General features: G+C 71.6%; 18 protein-coding genes. 8 read left to right on the top strand and 10 right to left on the bottom strand.

Translation table 11 applies throughout. From position 1 onward, the window contains the following. Window positions 1–150 precede the first annotated feature (150 nt). Complete coding sequence (locus ACFXAZ_RS21525; protein WP_384593451.1) at window positions 151–1434, top strand: thymidine phosphorylase; 1284 nt, start codon at window positions 151–153, stop codon at window positions 1432–1434. Between the two features lie 69 nt (window positions 1435–1503). Continuing rightward, window positions 1504–1875, top strand: a complete 372-nt coding sequence (locus tag ACFXAZ_RS21520) for a Uma2 family endonuclease (RefSeq protein ID WP_384593449.1) — start codon at window positions 1504–1506, stop codon at window positions 1873–1875. Window positions 1876–1880: 5 nt separating this feature from the next. Here ACFXAZ_RS21520 and ACFXAZ_RS21515 read toward each other — a convergent pair whose 3' ends face one another. Then, entirely contained in the window at window positions 1881–2804 is a 924-nt protein-coding gene (locus ACFXAZ_RS21515) for an AEC family transporter (protein WP_384593446.1), read from the bottom strand. A 197-nt stretch (window positions 2805–3001) separates the two neighbouring features. Between ACFXAZ_RS21515 and ACFXAZ_RS21510 the strand changes: the two genes are divergently transcribed. Continuing rightward, window positions 3002–3346, top strand: a complete 345-nt coding sequence (locus ACFXAZ_RS21510) for an STAS domain-containing protein (protein ID WP_384593443.1) — start codon at window positions 3002–3004, stop codon at window positions 3344–3346. On the opposite strand, the gene ACFXAZ_RS21505 is transcribed toward ACFXAZ_RS21510, so the two are convergent. Then, window positions 3230–4249 carry a sigma-70 family RNA polymerase sigma factor gene (locus ACFXAZ_RS21505; RefSeq protein ID WP_384593440.1) on the bottom strand — a complete coding sequence of 340 codons (1020 nt, stop codon included), beginning with the start codon at window positions 4247–4249 and terminating at the stop codon, window positions 3230–3232. The genes ACFXAZ_RS21510 and ACFXAZ_RS21505 overlap by 117 nt on opposite strands. Window positions 4250–4545: 296 nt before the next feature. Next, complete coding sequence (locus tag ACFXAZ_RS21500; protein ID WP_384593437.1) at window positions 4546–5835, bottom strand: MFS transporter; 1290 nt, start codon at window positions 5833–5835, stop codon at window positions 4546–4548. 63 nt (window positions 5836–5898) lie between these two features. Between ACFXAZ_RS21500 and ACFXAZ_RS21495 the strand changes: the two genes are divergently transcribed. Next, a complete protein-coding gene (locus tag ACFXAZ_RS21495) occupies window positions 5899–6852 on the top strand; it encodes a LysR family transcriptional regulator (protein WP_384593434.1) in 954 nt (317 codons plus the stop codon). Window positions 6853–7032: 180 nt separating this feature from the next. On the opposite strand, the gene ACFXAZ_RS21490 is transcribed toward ACFXAZ_RS21495, so the two are convergent. After that, window positions 7033–7791 carry an alpha/beta hydrolase gene (locus ACFXAZ_RS21490; RefSeq protein WP_384593431.1) on the bottom strand — a complete coding sequence of 253 codons (759 nt, stop codon included), beginning with the start codon at window positions 7789–7791 and terminating at the stop codon, window positions 7033–7035. 113 nt (window positions 7792–7904) lie between these two features. On the opposite strand from ACFXAZ_RS21490, the gene ACFXAZ_RS21485 reads away from it, so the two are divergent. Next, window positions 7905–9068 (top strand): adenosine deaminase, encoded by a 1164-nt coding sequence (locus ACFXAZ_RS21485; RefSeq protein ID WP_384593428.1) that lies wholly within the window; start codon window positions 7905–7907, stop codon window positions 9066–9068. Between the two features lie 143 nt (window positions 9069–9211). Continuing rightward, entirely contained in the window at window positions 9212–9568 is a 357-nt protein-coding gene (locus ACFXAZ_RS21480) for an ATP-binding protein (protein WP_382680559.1), read from the top strand. A 97-nt stretch (window positions 9569–9665) separates the two neighbouring features. Here the strand turns inward: ACFXAZ_RS21480 and ACFXAZ_RS21475 are convergent, their stop codons facing one another. The 5 genes from ACFXAZ_RS21475 to afsQ1 form a co-directional block, all read right to left on the bottom strand. Then, on the bottom strand, window positions 9666–9869 hold the full coding sequence (locus ACFXAZ_RS21475) for a PspC domain-containing protein (protein ID WP_384593425.1): 204 nt from the start codon (window positions 9867–9869) through the stop codon (window positions 9666–9668). A gap of 91 nt (window positions 9870–9960) precedes the next feature. Continuing rightward, the gene (locus tag ACFXAZ_RS21470; RefSeq protein WP_384593422.1) at window positions 9961–10530 is read right to left on the bottom strand and encodes a VanZ family protein; all 570 of its coding nucleotides are present in this window, start codon (window positions 10528–10530) and stop codon (window positions 9961–9963) included. A 269-nt stretch (window positions 10531–10799) separates the two neighbouring features. Continuing rightward, complete coding sequence (locus ACFXAZ_RS21465; RefSeq protein ID WP_384593419.1) at window positions 10800–11414, bottom strand: hypothetical protein; 615 nt, start codon at window positions 11412–11414, stop codon at window positions 10800–10802. After that, window positions 11411–12991, bottom strand: coding sequence for an ATP-binding protein (locus ACFXAZ_RS21460; protein ID WP_384593416.1), 1581 nt, complete (start codon window positions 12989–12991; stop codon window positions 11411–11413). The genes ACFXAZ_RS21465 and ACFXAZ_RS21460 overlap by 4 nt, the downstream gene beginning before the upstream one ends. Then, a complete protein-coding gene (gene afsQ1, locus ACFXAZ_RS21455; protein WP_355737772.1) occupies window positions 12988–13665 on the bottom strand; it encodes a two-component system response regulator AfsQ1 in 678 nt (225 codons plus the stop codon). The genes ACFXAZ_RS21460 and afsQ1 overlap by 4 nt, the downstream gene beginning before the upstream one ends. Before the next feature lie 264 nt (window positions 13666–13929). Here afsQ1 and ACFXAZ_RS21450 point away from each other — a divergent pair, with 264 nt between their 5' ends. Beyond that, window positions 13930–14673: a SigE family RNA polymerase sigma factor gene (locus ACFXAZ_RS21450; RefSeq protein ID WP_384593412.1), complete on the top strand. Its 744-nt coding sequence runs from the start codon at window positions 13930–13932 to the stop codon at window positions 14671–14673. Window positions 14674–15005: 332 nt separating this feature from the next. On the opposite strand, the gene ACFXAZ_RS21445 is transcribed toward ACFXAZ_RS21450, so the two are convergent. Continuing rightward, entirely contained in the window at window positions 15006–15641 is a 636-nt protein-coding gene (locus tag ACFXAZ_RS21445) for a uridine kinase (protein ID WP_384593409.1), read from the bottom strand. 148 nt (window positions 15642–15789) lie between these two features. On the opposite strand from ACFXAZ_RS21445, the gene ACFXAZ_RS21440 reads away from it, so the two are divergent. Continuing rightward, on the top strand, window positions 15790–16164 hold the full coding sequence (locus ACFXAZ_RS21440) for a hypothetical protein (protein WP_384593406.1): 375 nt from the start codon (window positions 15790–15792) through the stop codon (window positions 16162–16164). Window positions 16165–16272 lie beyond the last annotated feature (108 nt).

The following is a 16272-nucleotide window of genomic DNA, read 5'->3' as shown; positions in this document are numbered from 1 at the left end:
GTCGCCCCTCCCCCCCAGGGCCTGGGGCCCCGCCCACCCCCCCGGATCCCCGGTCCCCCGCGCCCCCCCCCCCCCCCCCCCGGGGGGGGCCCGCCCCCTCAGTCCTGGAAAATCCTGGAAGTCCTGAAAGTCCTGGAAGGAACCCCACCCATGGCCATGGACGCCATCTCCGTCATCCGCGCCAAGCGGGACCGCGGGGAGCTGAGCGACGCGCAGATCGACTGGGTCATCGACGCGTACACGCGCGGCGAGGTCGCCGACGAGCAGATGTCGGCGCTCGCGATGGCCATCCTGCTCAACGGCATGAACCGCCGCGAGATCGCCCGCTGGACCGCGGCGATGATCGCGTCCGGCGAGCGCATGGACTTCTCGGCGCTGTCCCGCCCGACCGCCGACAAGCACTCCACGGGCGGCGTCGGCGACAAGATCACCCTCCCGCTGGCCCCCCTCGTGGCCGCGTGCGGCGCGGCCGTCCCCCAGCTCTCCGGCCGGGGCCTGGGCCACACCGGCGGCACCCTGGACAAACTGGAGTCCATCCCCGGCTGGCGGGCGTCGCTGTCGAACGACGAAATGCTGTCGGTCCTGAACGGCGCCGGAGCGGTGATCTGCGCGGCGGGCGACGGCCTGGCCCCGGCCGACAAGAAGCTGTACGCCCTGCGGGACGTGACCGGCACGGTGGAAGCCATCCCGCTGATCGCCTCCTCCATCATGTCCAAGAAGATCGCGGAGGGTACGGGCTCCCTGGTCCTGGACGTCAAGGTGGGCAGCGGCGCCTTCATGAAGACCCTCGCCGACGCCCGTGAACTGGCCGCCACGATGGTCGGCCTCGGCACCGACCACGGCGTCCGCACGGTCGCCCTCCTCACCGACATGGCCACCCCGCTGGGCCTCACCGCCGGAAACGCCCTGGAGGTCCGCGAGTCGATCGAGGTCCTGGCCGGCGGCGGCCCCTCCGACGTGGTGGAACTGACCCTCGCCCTGGCCCGCGAAATGCTCACCGCGGCCGGCCTGCCCGACGCCGACCCGGCGAAGGCCCTGGCCGACGGCTCGGCGATGGACGTCTGGCGCCGGATGATCACCGCCCAGGGCGGCGACCCCGACGCCCCGCTCCCGGTGGCCCGCGAACACCAGACCGTACGGGCCCCCGCGACCGGCGTCCTGACCCGCCTGGACGCCTACGACATCGGCGTCGCCGCCTGGCGCCTGGGCGCGGGCCGCGCCCGCAAGGAGGACCCGGTACAGGCGGGCGCGGGGGTGGAACTCCACGCCAAGCCCGGCGAGCACATCACACAGGGCCAGCCCCTCCTCACCCTCCACACGGACACCCCGGACCGCTTCGGCTACGCCCTGGAGTCCGTGACGAACGCGTACGACATCGAGTCCCCGGGGACGGCGTTCGAGGCGTCTCCGGTGGTGCTGGAGCGGATCGCCTGAGCTGGGGGACTCGTACGGGTGAACGGGGGTGGTGGACCGGTGCCGGTCCCGTTGGGCTTGCTGGGATCGGTGACGTACCGATCGGAGACCGCCATGGGCGCACTCACCGTCGGCCACATGGCGGCCAGCGGCCACGAGTGGGACGACCTCGTCCGGATCTGGCAGGAGACGGATGCACCCGAGGGCTGCAAGGTGGAGATCACCTCCAGGTCCAACGCGATCAACGACCGGATGAAGAAGACCGCAGGCTATGCGCAGGCCGGAGTCCCGCTGTATCTGTTGATCGACGGCTGGGCTCCCGCCAGCCCGACGATCACCCACTACGGTGAACCTCACGGCGATGTCTACCGCGTACTGCGGGCGGGGAAGTTCGGCGAGCCGATCCTGCTGCCGGAGCCTTTCCACCTCGAACTCGAAACCGACGAGCTCCCCACGGGCTGAGGGCGTCACCCGAGCAACGCCGCCACCACCACGAGCACCGGCACCGACAGCATCGTCGACAACAGGATCGACTCCCGGGCCAGTACCTCCCCCACCCGGTAGCGGCTCGCGTAGGTGAAGAGGTTCTGGGCGGCGGGGAGGGCCGAGGTGACCACCACGTCGAGCAGGGCCGCGCCCTTGAGGCCGAAGACGGCCGCCGCCAGGGCCCAGGCCAGCAGGGGCTGGGCGAAGGACTTCAGGGAGACGGCGAGCAGCACGGGGGCCCGGTCCGCGCCCCGCAGGGGCAGGGTGCTGCCGCGCAGGGAGATACCGAAGGCCAGCAGGACGGCGGGGACGGACATGTTCCCGATCAGGACCAGGGGGTCCAGGACCGGGCCGGGGACCCGCACGCCCGTCGCGGACACCGCCACCCCGGCCAGGGAACCGACCGCTATCGGATTGCGGAGCGGCGTGAGCAGCACCTGCCACAGCGGGCGTTTCGCGCCGCCGCCCTCCGTCAGGTCCAGGATCGTCATGGCGATCGGCGTGACCCCGATCAGCTGGAACAACAGCACCGGCGCGACCAGTGACGCGTCCCCCAGCACATACACCGCGATCGGGATGCCCAGATTCCCGGCATTCACATAACTGGCGCACAGCGCGCCGATCGTGCTGCGGCCCACACCCCAGCGGCGTACGACGGCCACCGCCACGAACACCCCCGCCACCGCCGCCGTGCTCAGCGCCGTCACCAGCAGCCGGCTGGAGAAGATCACCGAGAGGTCGGCCGCCGCGAGCGTGGTGAACAGCAGCGCGGGCGACGCCACATGGAAGGCCAGCTTGGTGAGCACCTCGCGGCCCTGCTCGCCGAGATGCCCCCGGACGCCGATGAGATACCCGACGACGATCACCACCGCGATCACCGCGAACCCGCTCAACACCCCTTGCACAACGCCCCCTTGACGGAAGGCCGGGCTCCGGGTATCGCGGGCGGGGGTGATCCCGGGGGTGATCCTTGGGGCATACAGCCAACCCTCCGGCGCGGAAGTCGCCCAGGTCAAGGCCGTCTCACGGCACGCCGGGGCAACCCCCGCCGCCACCCGCGATGATTTACGCCCGCCGCGCCGGTCTACCGCACGTGGACGCCATGCCCCCTGCCGAGATCGTGCTCGCCGGCCCTGTCACCCGGGACGAGGTGACCGGGCTGTGCGACGACGTACGGACGCTGCTGGCGGCCACGGGCGCCCCGGTGGTGGTGTGCGATGTCGCCGGGCTCGGGCCGCCGGGGCTGGCGGCCGTCGAGCTGCTGGCGCGGATGGAACTCGCCGCCCGCCGCTCCGGCGGCCGGATCCGGCTCCGCGCCCCGGACCTCGCCCTACGCGCCCTCCTCGATCTCGTCGGTCTCCGCTTCGAGATGGAGGGGCAGCCCGAACAGCGGGAACCAGCGCTGGGTGTCGAGGAAGAAGTGGAACCCGGTGATCCGCCCGTCTGAGATCTCCAGCACCTGCACCGCCCACGGGGAGTAACCGCCCGCCTCCGGGTCCGGCTTGTAGTGCGCGAACCCGGGCAGGCCGTTGACCTGCACCGGGCGCAGCTTGGAGCCCGCGCACCCGGCGCCGAGGGTGGTCATGAAGCCGGTGATGTCCACCGGGCCGGTGAGCCACAGGTCGAACGGCGGCATGGTCATGACCGCGTCTTCGTGCAGCAGCGCCGTCAGGGCCGTCATGTCGTACCCCTCGAAGGCGGCGACATAGCGCTCCAGCAGCTTCTGCTGCTCCTCGTCCAGCGGATCCGACACGGCCGCGTCGGCGCCCTTGTCCTCGCGCTCGGCGAGGGTCGCGCGGGCACGCTGAAGGGCGCTGTTGACGCTCGCCACGGAGGTGCCGAGCAGCTCGGCGACCTCGCTGGCCTTCCACGCCAGCACCTCGCGCAGGATCAGCACCGCGCGCTGCTTGGGCGGCAGTTGCTGGAGCGCCGCCATGAAGGCGAGCCGCACGGACTCCTTGGCGACCGCCGCCTCCGCCGGGTCGGCGGTCGAGGGCAGCACCCGGGAGTCCGGCACGGGCTCCAGCCAGGTGTGGTCCGGGCGCGGCGCCAGCGCGGCCTGGGCCAGCGGCGTCGCCTCGGTGAGATCCATGGGCCGGGCCCGCTTGTTCCCCGCGTTCAGCATGTCCAGACACACATTCGTCGCGATGCGGTAGAGCCAGGAGCGGACGCTGGACCGGCCCTCGAACTTGTCATAACTCCGCCACGCGCGCACCAGCGTGTCCTGCACCGCGTCCTCCGCCTCGAAGGAGGACCCGAGCATCCGGTAGCAGTAGCCCGTCAGCTCGACCCGGTGCTTCTCCAGCGTCGCGTCGATGTCCGTCGTGGTCGTCGCCGTGCCCTTGGTCATCGTCCACCCACCCCTGCGGCCGTTCCATTCCGCCACACGCCTCATTGCGCCCAGCACCTTGGAAGCTACCGCAGCCCACTGACAATGACCCCCGCAGCGAACAAACGCCCAGCTCAGATGGGGTACGTCTCACTCGCCCGGTGCGCGCCCCCGACCGGGCCAGACCTGTCAACGGCCGCGACGGCAACGCCCCAGGGGCGCGGGGCTGTATCCATGTGCGGCTCCGCCGCGTGGGCGCGACCAGCCACACCCCACCCGCACCCGAACAAACAACCGGACGCCCCCAGACCCCCCGCTCAAGCCCGCGCAGCGACCCGCGCGGCCCGGGACCCCACCCCCGTGATCCCCACGACCCCCACCACCGCCAGCAGCCCGACCCCCACGGTCCCGGCCCACCCCCCGGCGTGGAACGCGACCGCCCCCACCGTGCTCCCGGCGCTCGCGCCGACGTAGTACGCCGACTGATACAGCGCCGCGGCCTGCGCCCGCCCCACCGTCGCCGTCTTGCTCACCGCCGACGACGCGACCGCGTGCCCCGCGAAGAACCCGGCGGTGATCAGCACCAGCCCCGCCAGCACCAGCCCCAGCGAGTCCGACAGCGACAGCGTCAGCCCCGCCGCCGTGGTCCCTCCGGCCAGATACAGCGCCCCGCGCCGCCCCAGCCGGCCGACCAGCCGCCCGGCGGTGGACGCCGACACCGTACCCACCAGATACACCAGGAAGATCGACCCGACGACCCCCTGCGGCAGCGAGAACGGCGCCTCGGTCAGCCGGTACCCGATCACCGTGTACACCCCGCCGAACACGGTCATGAACAGCGCGCCGATCGCGTACAGCCGCCGCAGCAGCGGATCGGCCAGATGCCCCCGTACGGTCGCCACCAGCACCCCCGGCCGCAGCGATCCCGGCGTGAAGTTCCGCGGCGCCGGCAGCAGCAGCCGGAACGCGACCGCGCACCCCACCGCCATCAGCCCCAGCGCGCCGAGCGCCACCCGCCAGCCCCACTCCTGCGCGACCCAGCCGGTCAGCACCCGGCCGCTCATGCCGCCCACACTGTTGCCCGCGACGAACAGCCCGATCGCCGTGATCAGCGCCCTCGGCCGGACCTCCTCCGCCAGATACGCCGTCGCCGACGCCGGCACCCCCGCCAGCGCCGCGCCCTGCACCGCGCGCAGCGCGACCAGCGCGGTCAGCGACGGCGCGAACGGGATCACCACCGCGACGGCCACCGCGACCACCAGCGACGCGGTCATGACCGTACGCCTGCCGAACCGTTCCGACAGCGCGCTCATCGGGATCACGAACAGCGCCAGCCCGCCGGTCGACGCGGCCACCGTCCAGCTCGCCTCGCCCGCGCTCACCCCGAAGTCCGCGGAGATCAGCGGCAGCAGCGCCTGCGTCGAGTACAGCAGCGCGAAGGTGGCGACCCCGGCCAGGAAGAGGGCGAAGCTCATCCGGCGGTAGCCGGGCCCGCCGGGGGACAGCCGCGCATCGGCGGGAGGGGGGACATCGGACGCGGAGGGTGCTGAGGGGACGGAGGGGGCGGCGCCCAGGGTGCTGGACGCCCCGGTACTGGCGGGAGTCATGCCAAGAAGCGTGCTCCCCTCCCGCTCATCCGTCCAATGCATGGAATCGCCATAATCGTTCCCATGACGCATCAGCAGAGGTCACAGGGGCGACTGTCACCGAGCAGTGACACAGAAGACATCGTCGCCCTGCTCGCCCCCCGCCTGGTCCACTTCGCCGGAGTCGCCCGCACCGAGCACGTCACCCGGGCCGCCCAGGAGATGAACGTCCCCCAGTCCACCCTCTCCCGCTCCCTGGTCCGCCTCGAACAGGACCTCGGCGTCGACCTGTTCGCCCGCCGCGGCCGTACGGTCGCCCTGACCACCGCCGGTCACACCTTCCTCGCCTCCGTCGAACGCGCCCTCGCCGAGATCGAGCGCGCCGCCGAGGAGGTCCGCGCGGACGCCGACCCGGCCACCGGCAAGGTCGCCTTCGGGTTTCTGCACACCATGGGCGCCGAGACCGTCCCGGGCCTGCTGCACGCCTTCCGCGCGGACCATCCGCGCGTGCGCTTCTCCCTCGTCCAGAACCACGGCGAGGCGATGCTCGAAACCCTGCGCGCCGGCGCACTCGACCTCTGTCTGACCTCGCCGGTCCCGGACACCCCCGACCTGGTCGCCCGCCGCCTGGACGAACAGAAGCTGCGCCTGGTCGTCCCCCGCGACCACCGCCTCGCCACCCGCCGGCGCATCCGCCTGGCCGAGGCCGCCGAGGAAACCTTCGTCACCCTGGAACCCGGCTACGGCATGCGCCGCATCACCGACGACCTGTGCCAAGAGGCGGGGTTCCGTCCCCGGATCGCCTTCGAAGGAGAGGAGACGGAGACTCTCAGGGGCCTGGTCGCCGCCGGTCTGGGCGTGGCGCTCCTGCCCCCGCCCACCGTCCCGCGCCCCGGCGTCGCCGAACTCACGGTCACCGCCCCAAGGGCGGCCCGAGAAATCGGCGTGGCGTGGCTGGCAGGCCGCCCGGACACCCCACCGGTAGCGGCCTTCAAGAAGTTCCTGTTGTCAAGAAGGGGCAACCTGCTCCCCACCTGACGGCAGCGCCCCCGATAGGGGCGCGGGGCTGTATCCATGTGCGGCTCCGCCGCGTGGGCGCGAGCAACCACGACGGACCCCTACCGAAAGAACGACCGCCCCCACCCCCAGGGGCGCGGGGAACTGCGCGAGCAACCACAACGAACCCGCACCTGAGGAACAACCGCCCCCACAACGGCGCTACCGATAAGCGCGCCCGAACCCAGAAGCCAACGGCATACGCAACCCCAGTGGCGGCGGCGCGGCCAGCGCATCCCGCACGGGCCGCGCCAACGCCTTCCCGAACAACACCCCCATCACGAAATCCGACGACAACGCCAGCACCTCATCCCGGTACTGATGCAACCCGTGCCGATCCCCGTGCACTTCGAACCGGCACACATCCCGGTTCGACTTCTTCGCCCGCGCCGCCAGCCGGAAGGACAGCTCCGGATCGGTCCGCTCGTCATTCGTGCCGTGCACGATCAGCACCCGCCGCCCCACAAGCTGTTTCACCGGTTCGGGTGACGCCGCGACATCTTCCTCGGGCAGCCAGGGGGCAATCGCCAGTACGGAGTTGACGGCCTCGTGCCCGGCCGCGTGCAGCGCGGCCCGCCCGCCCATGTCGAGCCCGGCGAGACAGATCGGCACATCGCCGTAGCGCCGCACCACCTCGTCGGCGGCCCACAGCGCGTCGTGCGCGAGGACGGCGTCGGTGCCGTTCCAGCCGCGGTAGCGGTAGTGGACGACATGCGCGGTCAGCCCCTCGTCCCGTCCGGCGCGCAGCAGCCGGCGGCCCAGACCGCGCATGGATGCCGTCGCCAACATGGGGGAGGGCTTGCGGTGTGAGACCGCGTCACCGCCGGGGAGGAGCAGGACCACCGCGCTGACCGCCGTCGGCTCCGGGCCGAGGGCCCGCCCCAGCCGGGCGCGGCGCACCGGCGTCGCTTGCTGTGCCATGACAGAACAGTGTCAGAAGAGACGGTGTACTCGACCCGTCGTCGGGGTCACTGTTACGTATCGACGGCACTGCGCAGCGGGTGATCTACGCGCGTAGGAGTTAGAGTACGTCAATGACGAGCCAGACTGACCGGAAGCGGACCATCCCGAGCCCGGACCAGATCCGCCGGGCACCCAAGGTTCTGCTGCACGACCACCTCGACGGCGGCCTTCGCCCCGGCACGATCGTCGACCTCGCCCGTGAGACCGGGTACACGGCCCTCCCCGAGACCGATGCCGACAAACTCGGCATCTGGTTCCGCGAGGCCGCCGACTCCGGCTCGCTGGAGCGCTATCTGGAGACCTTCTCGCACACCGTCGGCGTCATGCAGACCCGTGACGCGCTGGTCCGGGTCGCCGCCGAGTGCGCCGAGGACCTCGCCGCCGACGGAGTCGTCTACGCCGAGGTGCGCTACGCCCCCGAGCAGCACCTCGCGCAGGGCCTGACCCTCGAAGAGGTCGTCGAGGCCGTCACCGAAGGGTTCCGCGAGGGCGAGCGGCGAGCCCGCGCCGACGGGAACCGGATCCGGGTCGGCGCCCTGCTCACCGCCATGCGGCACGCCGCCCGCGCCCTGGAGATCGCCGAACTCGCCAACCGCTACCGCGGCCTGGGCGTCGTCGGCTTCGACATCGCGGGCGCCGAGGCCGGCTACCCGCCCACCCGTCATCTCGACGCCTTCGAGTACCTCAAGCGCGAGAACAACCACTTCACCATCCACGCCGGAGAAGCCTTCGGCCTGCCCTCCATCTGGCAGGCCCTCCAGTGGTGCGGCGCCGACCGGCTCGGCCACGGCGTCCGGATCATCGACGACATCGAGGTCGCCGAGGACGGCGGGGTGACGCTCGGCCGGCTCGCCGCCTACGTCCGCGACAAGCGCATCCCGCTGGAGCTGTGCCCCAGCTCCAACCTCCAGACCGGCGCCGCCGCCTCCTACGCCGAGCACCCCATCGGCCTGCTGCGGCGACTGCACTTCCGCGCCACCGTCAACACCGACAATCGTCTGATGTCCGGCACCAGCATGAGCCGGGAATTCGAGCACCTCGTCGAGGCATTCGGATACACGCTCGATGACATGCAGTGGTTCTCCGTCAATGCTATGAAGTCAGCATTCATTCCTTTCGATGAACGACTGGCGATGATCAATGACGTGATCAAGCCCGGTTACGCCGAGCTGAAATCCGAATGGCTGTTCCGGCAGACCGCCTCCACCAGCGGTTCCACCGACGGTCAGGGCTGAACGGGGGACCCTGTGGGTCCCGGAATGCGGGCGGGTGTTCACCACTCGTCCGCATTTCGATGTTTGCGGCCGGGGGGTCCGCGTGTTTACGTTCGGGGACCGCTCTCGATCCCTGTTCCGTTCATTTCAAGGACGCATTCACGATGAAGCAGTCTGCTGCCAAGACCCTCGGTGTCGCCGCTCTCGGTGCCGCCTTCGCCGCCACCGGCGCCGGTGCCGCCAACGCCGCCCCGGCAGCCCTTCCCGACGCCACGCAGGCGCTGGACACCGTCACCCGCACCCTCCCCGCCGAGAACATCGCCCAGGTGCTGCCCGGTGCCGGCGAGGCCCTGCACCAGGGTCAGAACGCGCTCGGCACCGGCCTCGCCGCCGCCCAGCCGGCCGCCCAGAGCGTGCTCGCCAAGGGCCCGACCCAGCCCGCCGCCGGTCTGCTCGGCGGTCTCCCGGTCAAGGGCCTGCCCACGCACGGTCTGCCGCTGAACGGGATCCCGCTGGGCTGACCCGGCCGCCCGCCGATCCCCGACCGCCGGGGCGCACCCCACGTCATGTGGAGTGCGCCCCGGCGGCGTTTCCGCACGCCCGCCGGGAGCCCCGCGCTCACCAGGCCGTACGGGCCGCCTTCTCCTCCGACGGGAAGAGCATCCACAGGGCGAGGTAGATCAGGAACTGCGGGCCCGGCACCAGACAGGACACCAGGAAGATCACACGTATGGTCGTCGCGGACCTGCCGAAGCGCCGGGCCAGCGCGGCGCACACACCGCCGATGACGCGGCCGTTGGTGGGGCGGGCGAGGCGGGACATGGCTGCTCCTTCGCGAGCGTCGCAACGGGCCCTCGATACGGGCCTCATCTTGTGCTCCACCGTACGAAGACGAACCCGCCCAAGCGTCGCTCTACGGGGCGACCCCGACCCTGGGAATCGTCGGGGTACGACCCTGAGCCGCCTCGTCCTGGGGGAGGGCACCGCCCTCGACCCCTGGTCGGAGCGGCGGGCGCGCGGCGCGGCGGCGCAGCGACGCGCGGGCCGCCGGGACGATCGCGACGTGCGCCAGCAGCACCCCGGCGGTGTTCAGCAGCAGCGAATCGACGTCCGTCACCTGGCCGGGGACCCCGGTCTGGAGCAGTTCGATGCCCAGCGAGATCAGGGTTCCGGCGGCGATGGTGCGCAGCAGCGACGCGAGCGGGGAGACGTACAGGCGTCCGCCCACCGCCGGCAGCAGGACGCCCAGGGGGGCCAGCAGTGCCGTGCTCTCGCCGATGCGCCATGCGGCCTGCGGCCAGCCCAGCGCGAGGTCGGCACGGATGCCGGCGAGCGGGTGGAGATTGGCGGGCGCGACCCAGGGGACGTCCAGTGGACGCAGCGTCAGCCATCCGACGAACGCGAGGTGTGCGACGAGGAGGACGGCTCCTGTCGCCCGGATGCGGGAGCTGCTGCCGCCGCCCATCGAGCCTTGACGCTGCACGATCCCCTAGACGCGGGGGGCGGTGGGATCGGTTCCGTGGGGGTGGGGGAGCGGGGGGTGAGGTGTACGACACATCGGTGTGGGGTGTTTTACGGAGAAGGCGGGGGGTGATCCATCTGGTTTGCCAGGTGCGGGTGGGTGGGGGCTGGTCGCGCAGTTCCCCGCGCCCCTTGGGGCGTCGGTGCTCGCGCCCATCGCACAGTTTCCCGGCCCGCCCGGAACTTCCCCCATCCGAGCCGCCCCGCCCAGAAGTCCTCCGCCCGGCTGTCTCAGCTCGCCGTCACTTCTTCCGACGGGGGGTCCTGGGCGGCGGGGCTGTTGCGGACCTCGTCGGTGCATTCGTAGCGGCGTAGGGGGGTGCCGTGCGGGCCGCCCAGGATGACCGAGCCGTCGCCCTCGGCGGCCTCGGAGTCGGAGAAGGTGCAGACGATCTGGGCGAGGCCGTAGGTGGTGAGGTCGGTGGGGGGCACGCTGAGGCGCAGGGTGTCGTCGGGGTCGTCGCCCTGCGGGCCGGTCACCACCAGGCCGTAACGGACGTCCGTCGTGTAGCCGGCCTCCTTCTCGGCGGCCGTCGGCGGCTGCGCGAGCTGGTCCAGGAGGCCCTGCGCGACCTGGACCCGCCGGGGCGCCGCCATCGCGTCCGGCGAGATCTCCACCAGCCGGTCCAGCGGTACCAGCGAGGACCCGCACAGCAGGAACAACTGCGCCGGGAAGCCCAGGGCGGTCCGCGAGGTGACCTCCTCCCCGGTGAGCGAGCAGTGCGCCCGCGAGGGGGCCGCCCCGAAGTCCGTCGGCACCTCCGTCGCCCGTATCCCGCAGCCCGTCAGCAGCGCGGCCAGCGCTGGAAGGGACAGGAGGGACAGCAGGGGGCGTCGTGCGCTCATTTCTCGGTCCCGTTCTCGCGCGGGCGCTCTTCCTCGTCCGCCAGCGCCACCTCCGTGCTGTCCTGCGGCAGCCGCAGGGTGAACACGGCGCCGCCCTCGGGGGAGTTCTCGGCGGTGATCTCGCCGCCGTGGATGTGGGCGTTCTCCAGGGCGATGGACAGACCCAGGCCGCTGCCCTCGGAGCGCGGGCGGGAGGCGCTCGCCTTGTAGAAGCGGTCGAAGACGTGCGGAAGGACGTCCTTTGGGATGCCGGGACCGTGGTCGCGCACCCGGATCACCACCTCCTCGCCCCCGGTGTGCTCCACACGCACCGACACCCGTACCGGGGAGCCGCCGTGCTTGAGGGCGTTGCCGACCAGGTTGGCGAGGATCACGTCCAGGCGGCGCGGGTCGAGCCGGGCGTGGATGCCGCGCTCGGCGTCCAGGTCCACCGCGTCCAGCCAGGCACGGGCGTCGATACAGGCGGTGATCTGGTCGGCGACGTCCACGTCGTCCAGCACCAGCCGGGCGGTGCCCGCGTCGAAGCGGGTGACCTCCATCAGGTTCTCCACCAGGTCGTTCAGCCGGCGTGTCTCGCTCACCACCAGCCGTACCGCCGGTTCGATCATCGGGTCGAGGCCGCCGCTCTCGGAGTCCAGCTCCTCCTCCAGCACCTCGGTGACGGCGGTGATCGCGGTCAGCGGCGTACGCAGCTCATGGCTCATGTCGGCGACGAACCGGCGGGACGCCTCGTCACGGGCGGCCATGTCGTCCACCCGCTTCTCCAGCGCCTCGGCCGCCTTGTTGAAGGTCCGCGACAGATCCGCCAGTTCATCGGTCCCGGACACCCGCAGCCTGGTGTCCAGCCGGCCCTCGCCGAGCCGCCGCGCGGCCACCCCCAGCCGCTGCACCGGCTTGAGCACGGTCGTGGCCGCGGCCTGCGCCAGCAGCGCCGAGCCGATCAGCGCCAGCCCGGTGGCGATCCCCAGCGACCAGGCCAGCGAGTTGAGATCCTTCGCCTCCGGCTCCAGCGACTTGAGCATGTACCCGGTCGCCCCACCGCCGATCACCCGCGTCCCGGCCACCAGATAGGGCGTGCCGTCGTCCACGATCCGCTGCCAGTACAGGTGGTACGGGGCCGTATTGCCGTCGCCGACCGGCTGGCGCTTGTCCACCGCCGTACGCAGCGACTCGGGCACGTCCTGGAGGCTGAAGCCGCTCAGCCCGCCGGAGCTGCCGGACACGGTCCGGCCCTGGACGTTCTCCGCGACCAGCAGCACGGTGAAGCGCTGGCTGCTGTTGCCGGCCATCTGGCTCGCGGTGAGCTGCAACTCGGCCTGGCCCGGTTGCTCGGGCAGCGAACCGGCCCGGTTCTGCATCTCCTGCTGGAAGTCGCGCAGCACCGCGTCCTGGGTGCGGGTGAGCACCGCCTCGCGGTTCAGCCAGTAGGCGATCGCCGACGCCGACACCGCGGCGGTCAGCGCCACCAGCCCGAAGACCACCACCAGGCGCAGCCTCAGACTGGTGAAGCGCAGCCCGGACAGCACCGCCCTGCGCGCCGCGGCCCAGCCGCGGACCCCCCGTTCCCGCTGGGTCACTGAGGCGGATCCAGCCGGTAGCCGACACCTCGTACGGTACGGATCAGCGACGGGGAGGACGGCACGTCCTCGACCTTGGCGCGCAGCCGCTGCACACAGGCGTCCACCAGCCGCGAGTCGCCCAGGTAGTCGTGCTCCCACACCAGGCGCAGCAGCTGCTGGCGGGAGAGGGCCTGACCGGGCCGCCGGCTCAGTTCGAGGAGCAGCCGCAGCTCGGTCGGGGTGAGCTGGAGATCCTCGCCGTTCTTGGTGACGGTCATCGCGGCCCGGTCGATGACCAGGCTGCCGAAGGTCGCCGCGTCGTTCGCCTCCCGCTCGCCGCGGCGCAGGACCGCGCGGATCCGGGCGTCCAGCACCCGGCCCTGCACGGGTTTGACCACATAGTCATCGGCACCGGACTCCAGACCGACCACCACGTCGATGTCGTCGCTGCGCGCGGTCAGCAGGATGATCGGCAGCTGGTCGGTGCGCCGGATCCGCCGGCACACCTCGAAGCCGTCGATCCCGGGCAGCATCACATCCAGCACGATCAGGTCCGGCCGCTGCTCACGGAGCAGTTTCAGACCGTCCTCACCGCTGGCAGCGGTCGCCACCCGGTGTCCCTGGCGCGTCAGTGAGAGCTCCAGGGCCGTCCGGATGGCGTCGTCGTCCTCGATCAGCAACAGGGAAGGCACGGGGCTCATTCTGGCCCATGGAGGGTGCGGTGTTCGACCTGTGGGTGCGGATCAACCGTGGAGAGGGCGTGGGGGACGCATACCTGAACCCTGTGCGTGATCTTGGAAGTCACGGTCACAGCCCCCTGTTGCAGGTCTGTGACAGTCGGCGGACACAGCGATGAAAGTGCCGGGGCAAGCTTCTCGGCACGAGCACAGGAGTCCGGCCCGGCCGGGTCGGACACCGAGGGCCGAACACCGGAAGTCCACGACGGGGGGCGCGAGATGAACACGCTGCACGGCACCAGCACCAGCGCAGTGGTCACGCGTCTGCACGACGTGAACGGGGGCCGGGGTTCCGAGAAGTCCGGCGTCACGGGTGGGCGGGGGTGCGCTCGCGGCGCCGGGCGTCAGCACACCGTCTATATGACGGTGGTTGACGCCTTCACGGGGGAGGCGCACGGGGGGGACGCGTACAGGGAGGGATCGGGGGAGCGGCGCTCGGTGTCGGAGGTGGAGTTCACCGCCTACGTCCAGGAGCGCCGCGCCTCCCTGTACGCCACCGCGTACCACCTCACCGGTGACCGGTTCGAGGCCGAGGATCTGTTGCAGAGCGCGCTGTTCTCGACGTACCGGGCCTGGGACCGGATCAGTGACAAGGCGGCGGTCGGCGGATACCTCCGCCGGACCATGACGAACCTGCACATCAGCGCGTGGCGCCGCCGCAAGCTCAACGAGTACCCGACCGAGGAACTGCCGGAGACGCCCGGCGACACGGACGCGATGCGCGGCACCGAACTGCGCGCGGTCCTGTGGCAGGCGCTCACCCGGCTGCCGGAACTCCAGCGCACCATGCTGGTCCTGCGCTACTACGAGGGCCGCACGGACCCGGAGATCGCGGAGATCCTCGACATCAGTGTGGGCACGGTCAAGTCCAGCATCTGGCGCTCGCTGCGCCGGCTGCGCGACGACGAGGTCCTGAGCTTCGGCCGTGACCAGGAGGACGCCTTCGGCGAACTGGTCGCCTGACCGGTCACTCGAAGGTTCGGGGGGAAGAAAGAAAAAAGTTCCCCGGGGGGTGTATCAGGGGGACGGTACGGGGGTCTTGTCTACGGGGTCCGGGGGAAGCACCTGGCGCTGCATGGACCCTGGGGGGGGAAGCACGGGGGAAAGTACGGGGGAGCTACGGGGGTAGCAAGAAAAGAGAGAAGGGGGACACGGGGGAACACGGGGGGAGCACCACAGAGAGCGGGACTGGAGGGCCGGGGGGTCCATCCAGTCCCGCTTTCTGTTGTCCGGTTCCTGCCGTACGGCCCGCGCTCCACGTGATCGGCGGCGCTCCGCGGTGTGCTGCGGCGCTCCTACGGTGTGCTGCGGGCCCTGGTGCAGCGGCCCGCCGCCGCTGCCGCCAGGCGGCCCATCGCCTCGTCGCGGTCGCAGGGGTGGGCGCCGAGGCCGGTCTGGCGGGTGATGATCGAGCGCTCGGCGCGCATCAGCCGCCAGCCGCGGCGCAGCAGGAACGCCACGGACTTGCGGCCCTCCTTGAGATCGCGCAGGAAGCGGCGGCGGAACGTCCTGACCGGGCCGCGGTTCAGGCAGAGCGCGTCGGCGAGGACCCCGAGGTCCCGGCAGCGCCGCACTATCTCGGCGGCGAAGACGCCCTCCGCCACGAACAGCGGGGTGCGGCCGATGTCCACGCTGTCCTCGCCCGTGCGGGCGCTGCGCGCGATGTCGTAGACCGGTACGGACGTACGGCCCGTGCGGCACAGGGCGGTGATCGCGCTGACGGCCGCGTCGGCGTCCCAGGAGCCGGGGTGGTCCCAGTCGATGTCGGAGCTTCCCGCCACCAGCGGCAGCGTCGGGTCGTCACCCTCCTTGTAGAAGTCGTCCAGGCGCAGCACCGGGAGGCCGGAGCGCTGGGCGAGAAGGGACTTGCCGGAGCCGGACGGGCCGCAGAGCAGCACGACCCGGGTGGGTATGGGCGGATGGGAACTCACGGGACCTCAGTGTGCGGCATGGGGTGGCCGCCCCACGAGACCGCGGGTCGGCTTTGAAGCGCGCGTCACATCTCAACTACCCTTTGTGTTGAAATGGTTACCTCGTGTGATGTGTGACCTCATGTGATGTGTGTGAAAGGTGGCAGTGGTGTCCCTACGCCAGAATTCGCTCGCTGTGCTGGCTTTGGCGGGAGCGGCCGTCGGCGCGGCCTCGGGTGCCGCCGCCGCGGCCGACGGTGAGCCGGTGGTCGATGTGATGCGTACGCGTCCGACCTCGCTGGGCAACATCGATCCTCAGGCGGGGCTCGCCGCGGCCATCGGCGTCCTGCCGTATGTGACCGGGCCGGTGGCCGGGCTCAAGCCGAATCCGCTGGCGGGGACGGGGGTCGATCCTCTCGACAACGGGGTGGGGACGCAGCTCGCCGACTTCCAGCCGGTCACGTCGAAGATGCTGACGGGGCCGATCGCCCAGGCTCCGTCGGTGGGGAGTCTGCCCGTGGTGGGGCAGTTGCTGGGGGGCTAGTGCGGGTTGGCGGGAGCTGGCGCCCCGCCGGCGCATGACGGCCAGCGCGCCCGCGTGCGGGCCAGTGGCCGAAGCCGGTCCCCTACGCGGGCCCCGCCGCGGGGCGGA

This window comes from Streptomyces sp. NPDC059477 (genome assembly GCF_042749375.1).
GTDB lineage: Bacteria > Actinomycetota > Actinomycetes > Streptomycetales > Streptomycetaceae > Streptomyces.
This window is presented reverse-complemented; position numbering and strand designations above follow the sequence as displayed.

Coding starts and splice junctions, on each gene's coding strand:
- ACFXAZ_RS21490 (WP_384593431.1), bottom strand. CDS start 7,791: ATGGCACAGCAAGCGACGCCGGTGCGCCGCGCCCGGCTGGGGCGGGCC.
- ACFXAZ_RS21450 (WP_384593412.1), top strand. CDS start 13,930: ATGAACACGCTGCACGGCACCAGCACCAGCGCAGTGGTCACGCGTCTG.
- ACFXAZ_RS21475 (WP_384593425.1), bottom strand. CDS start 9,869: ATGTCCCGCCTCGCCCGCCCCACCAACGGCCGCGTCATCGGCGGTGTG.
- ACFXAZ_RS21495 (WP_384593434.1), top strand. CDS start 5,899: ATGACGCATCAGCAGAGGTCACAGGGGCGACTGTCACCGAGCAGTGAC.
- ACFXAZ_RS21485 (WP_384593428.1), top strand. CDS start 7,905: ATGACGAGCCAGACTGACCGGAAGCGGACCATCCCGAGCCCGGACCAG.
- ACFXAZ_RS21525 (WP_384593451.1), top strand. CDS start 151: ATGGCCATGGACGCCATCTCCGTCATCCGCGCCAAGCGGGACCGCGGG.
- ACFXAZ_RS21500 (WP_384593437.1), bottom strand. CDS start 5,835: ATGACTCCCGCCAGTACCGGGGCGTCCAGCACCCTGGGCGCCGCCCCC.
- ACFXAZ_RS21480 (WP_382680559.1), top strand. CDS start 9,212: ATGAAGCAGTCTGCTGCCAAGACCCTCGGTGTCGCCGCTCTCGGTGCC.
- ACFXAZ_RS21510 (WP_384593443.1), top strand. CDS start 3,002: ATGCCCCCTGCCGAGATCGTGCTCGCCGGCCCTGTCACCCGGGACGAG.
- ACFXAZ_RS21465 (WP_384593419.1), bottom strand. CDS start 11,414: ATGAGCGCACGACGCCCCCTGCTGTCCCTCCTGTCCCTTCCAGCGCTG.
- ACFXAZ_RS21505 (WP_384593440.1), bottom strand. CDS start 4,249: ATGACCAAGGGCACGGCGACGACCACGACGGACATCGACGCGACGCTG.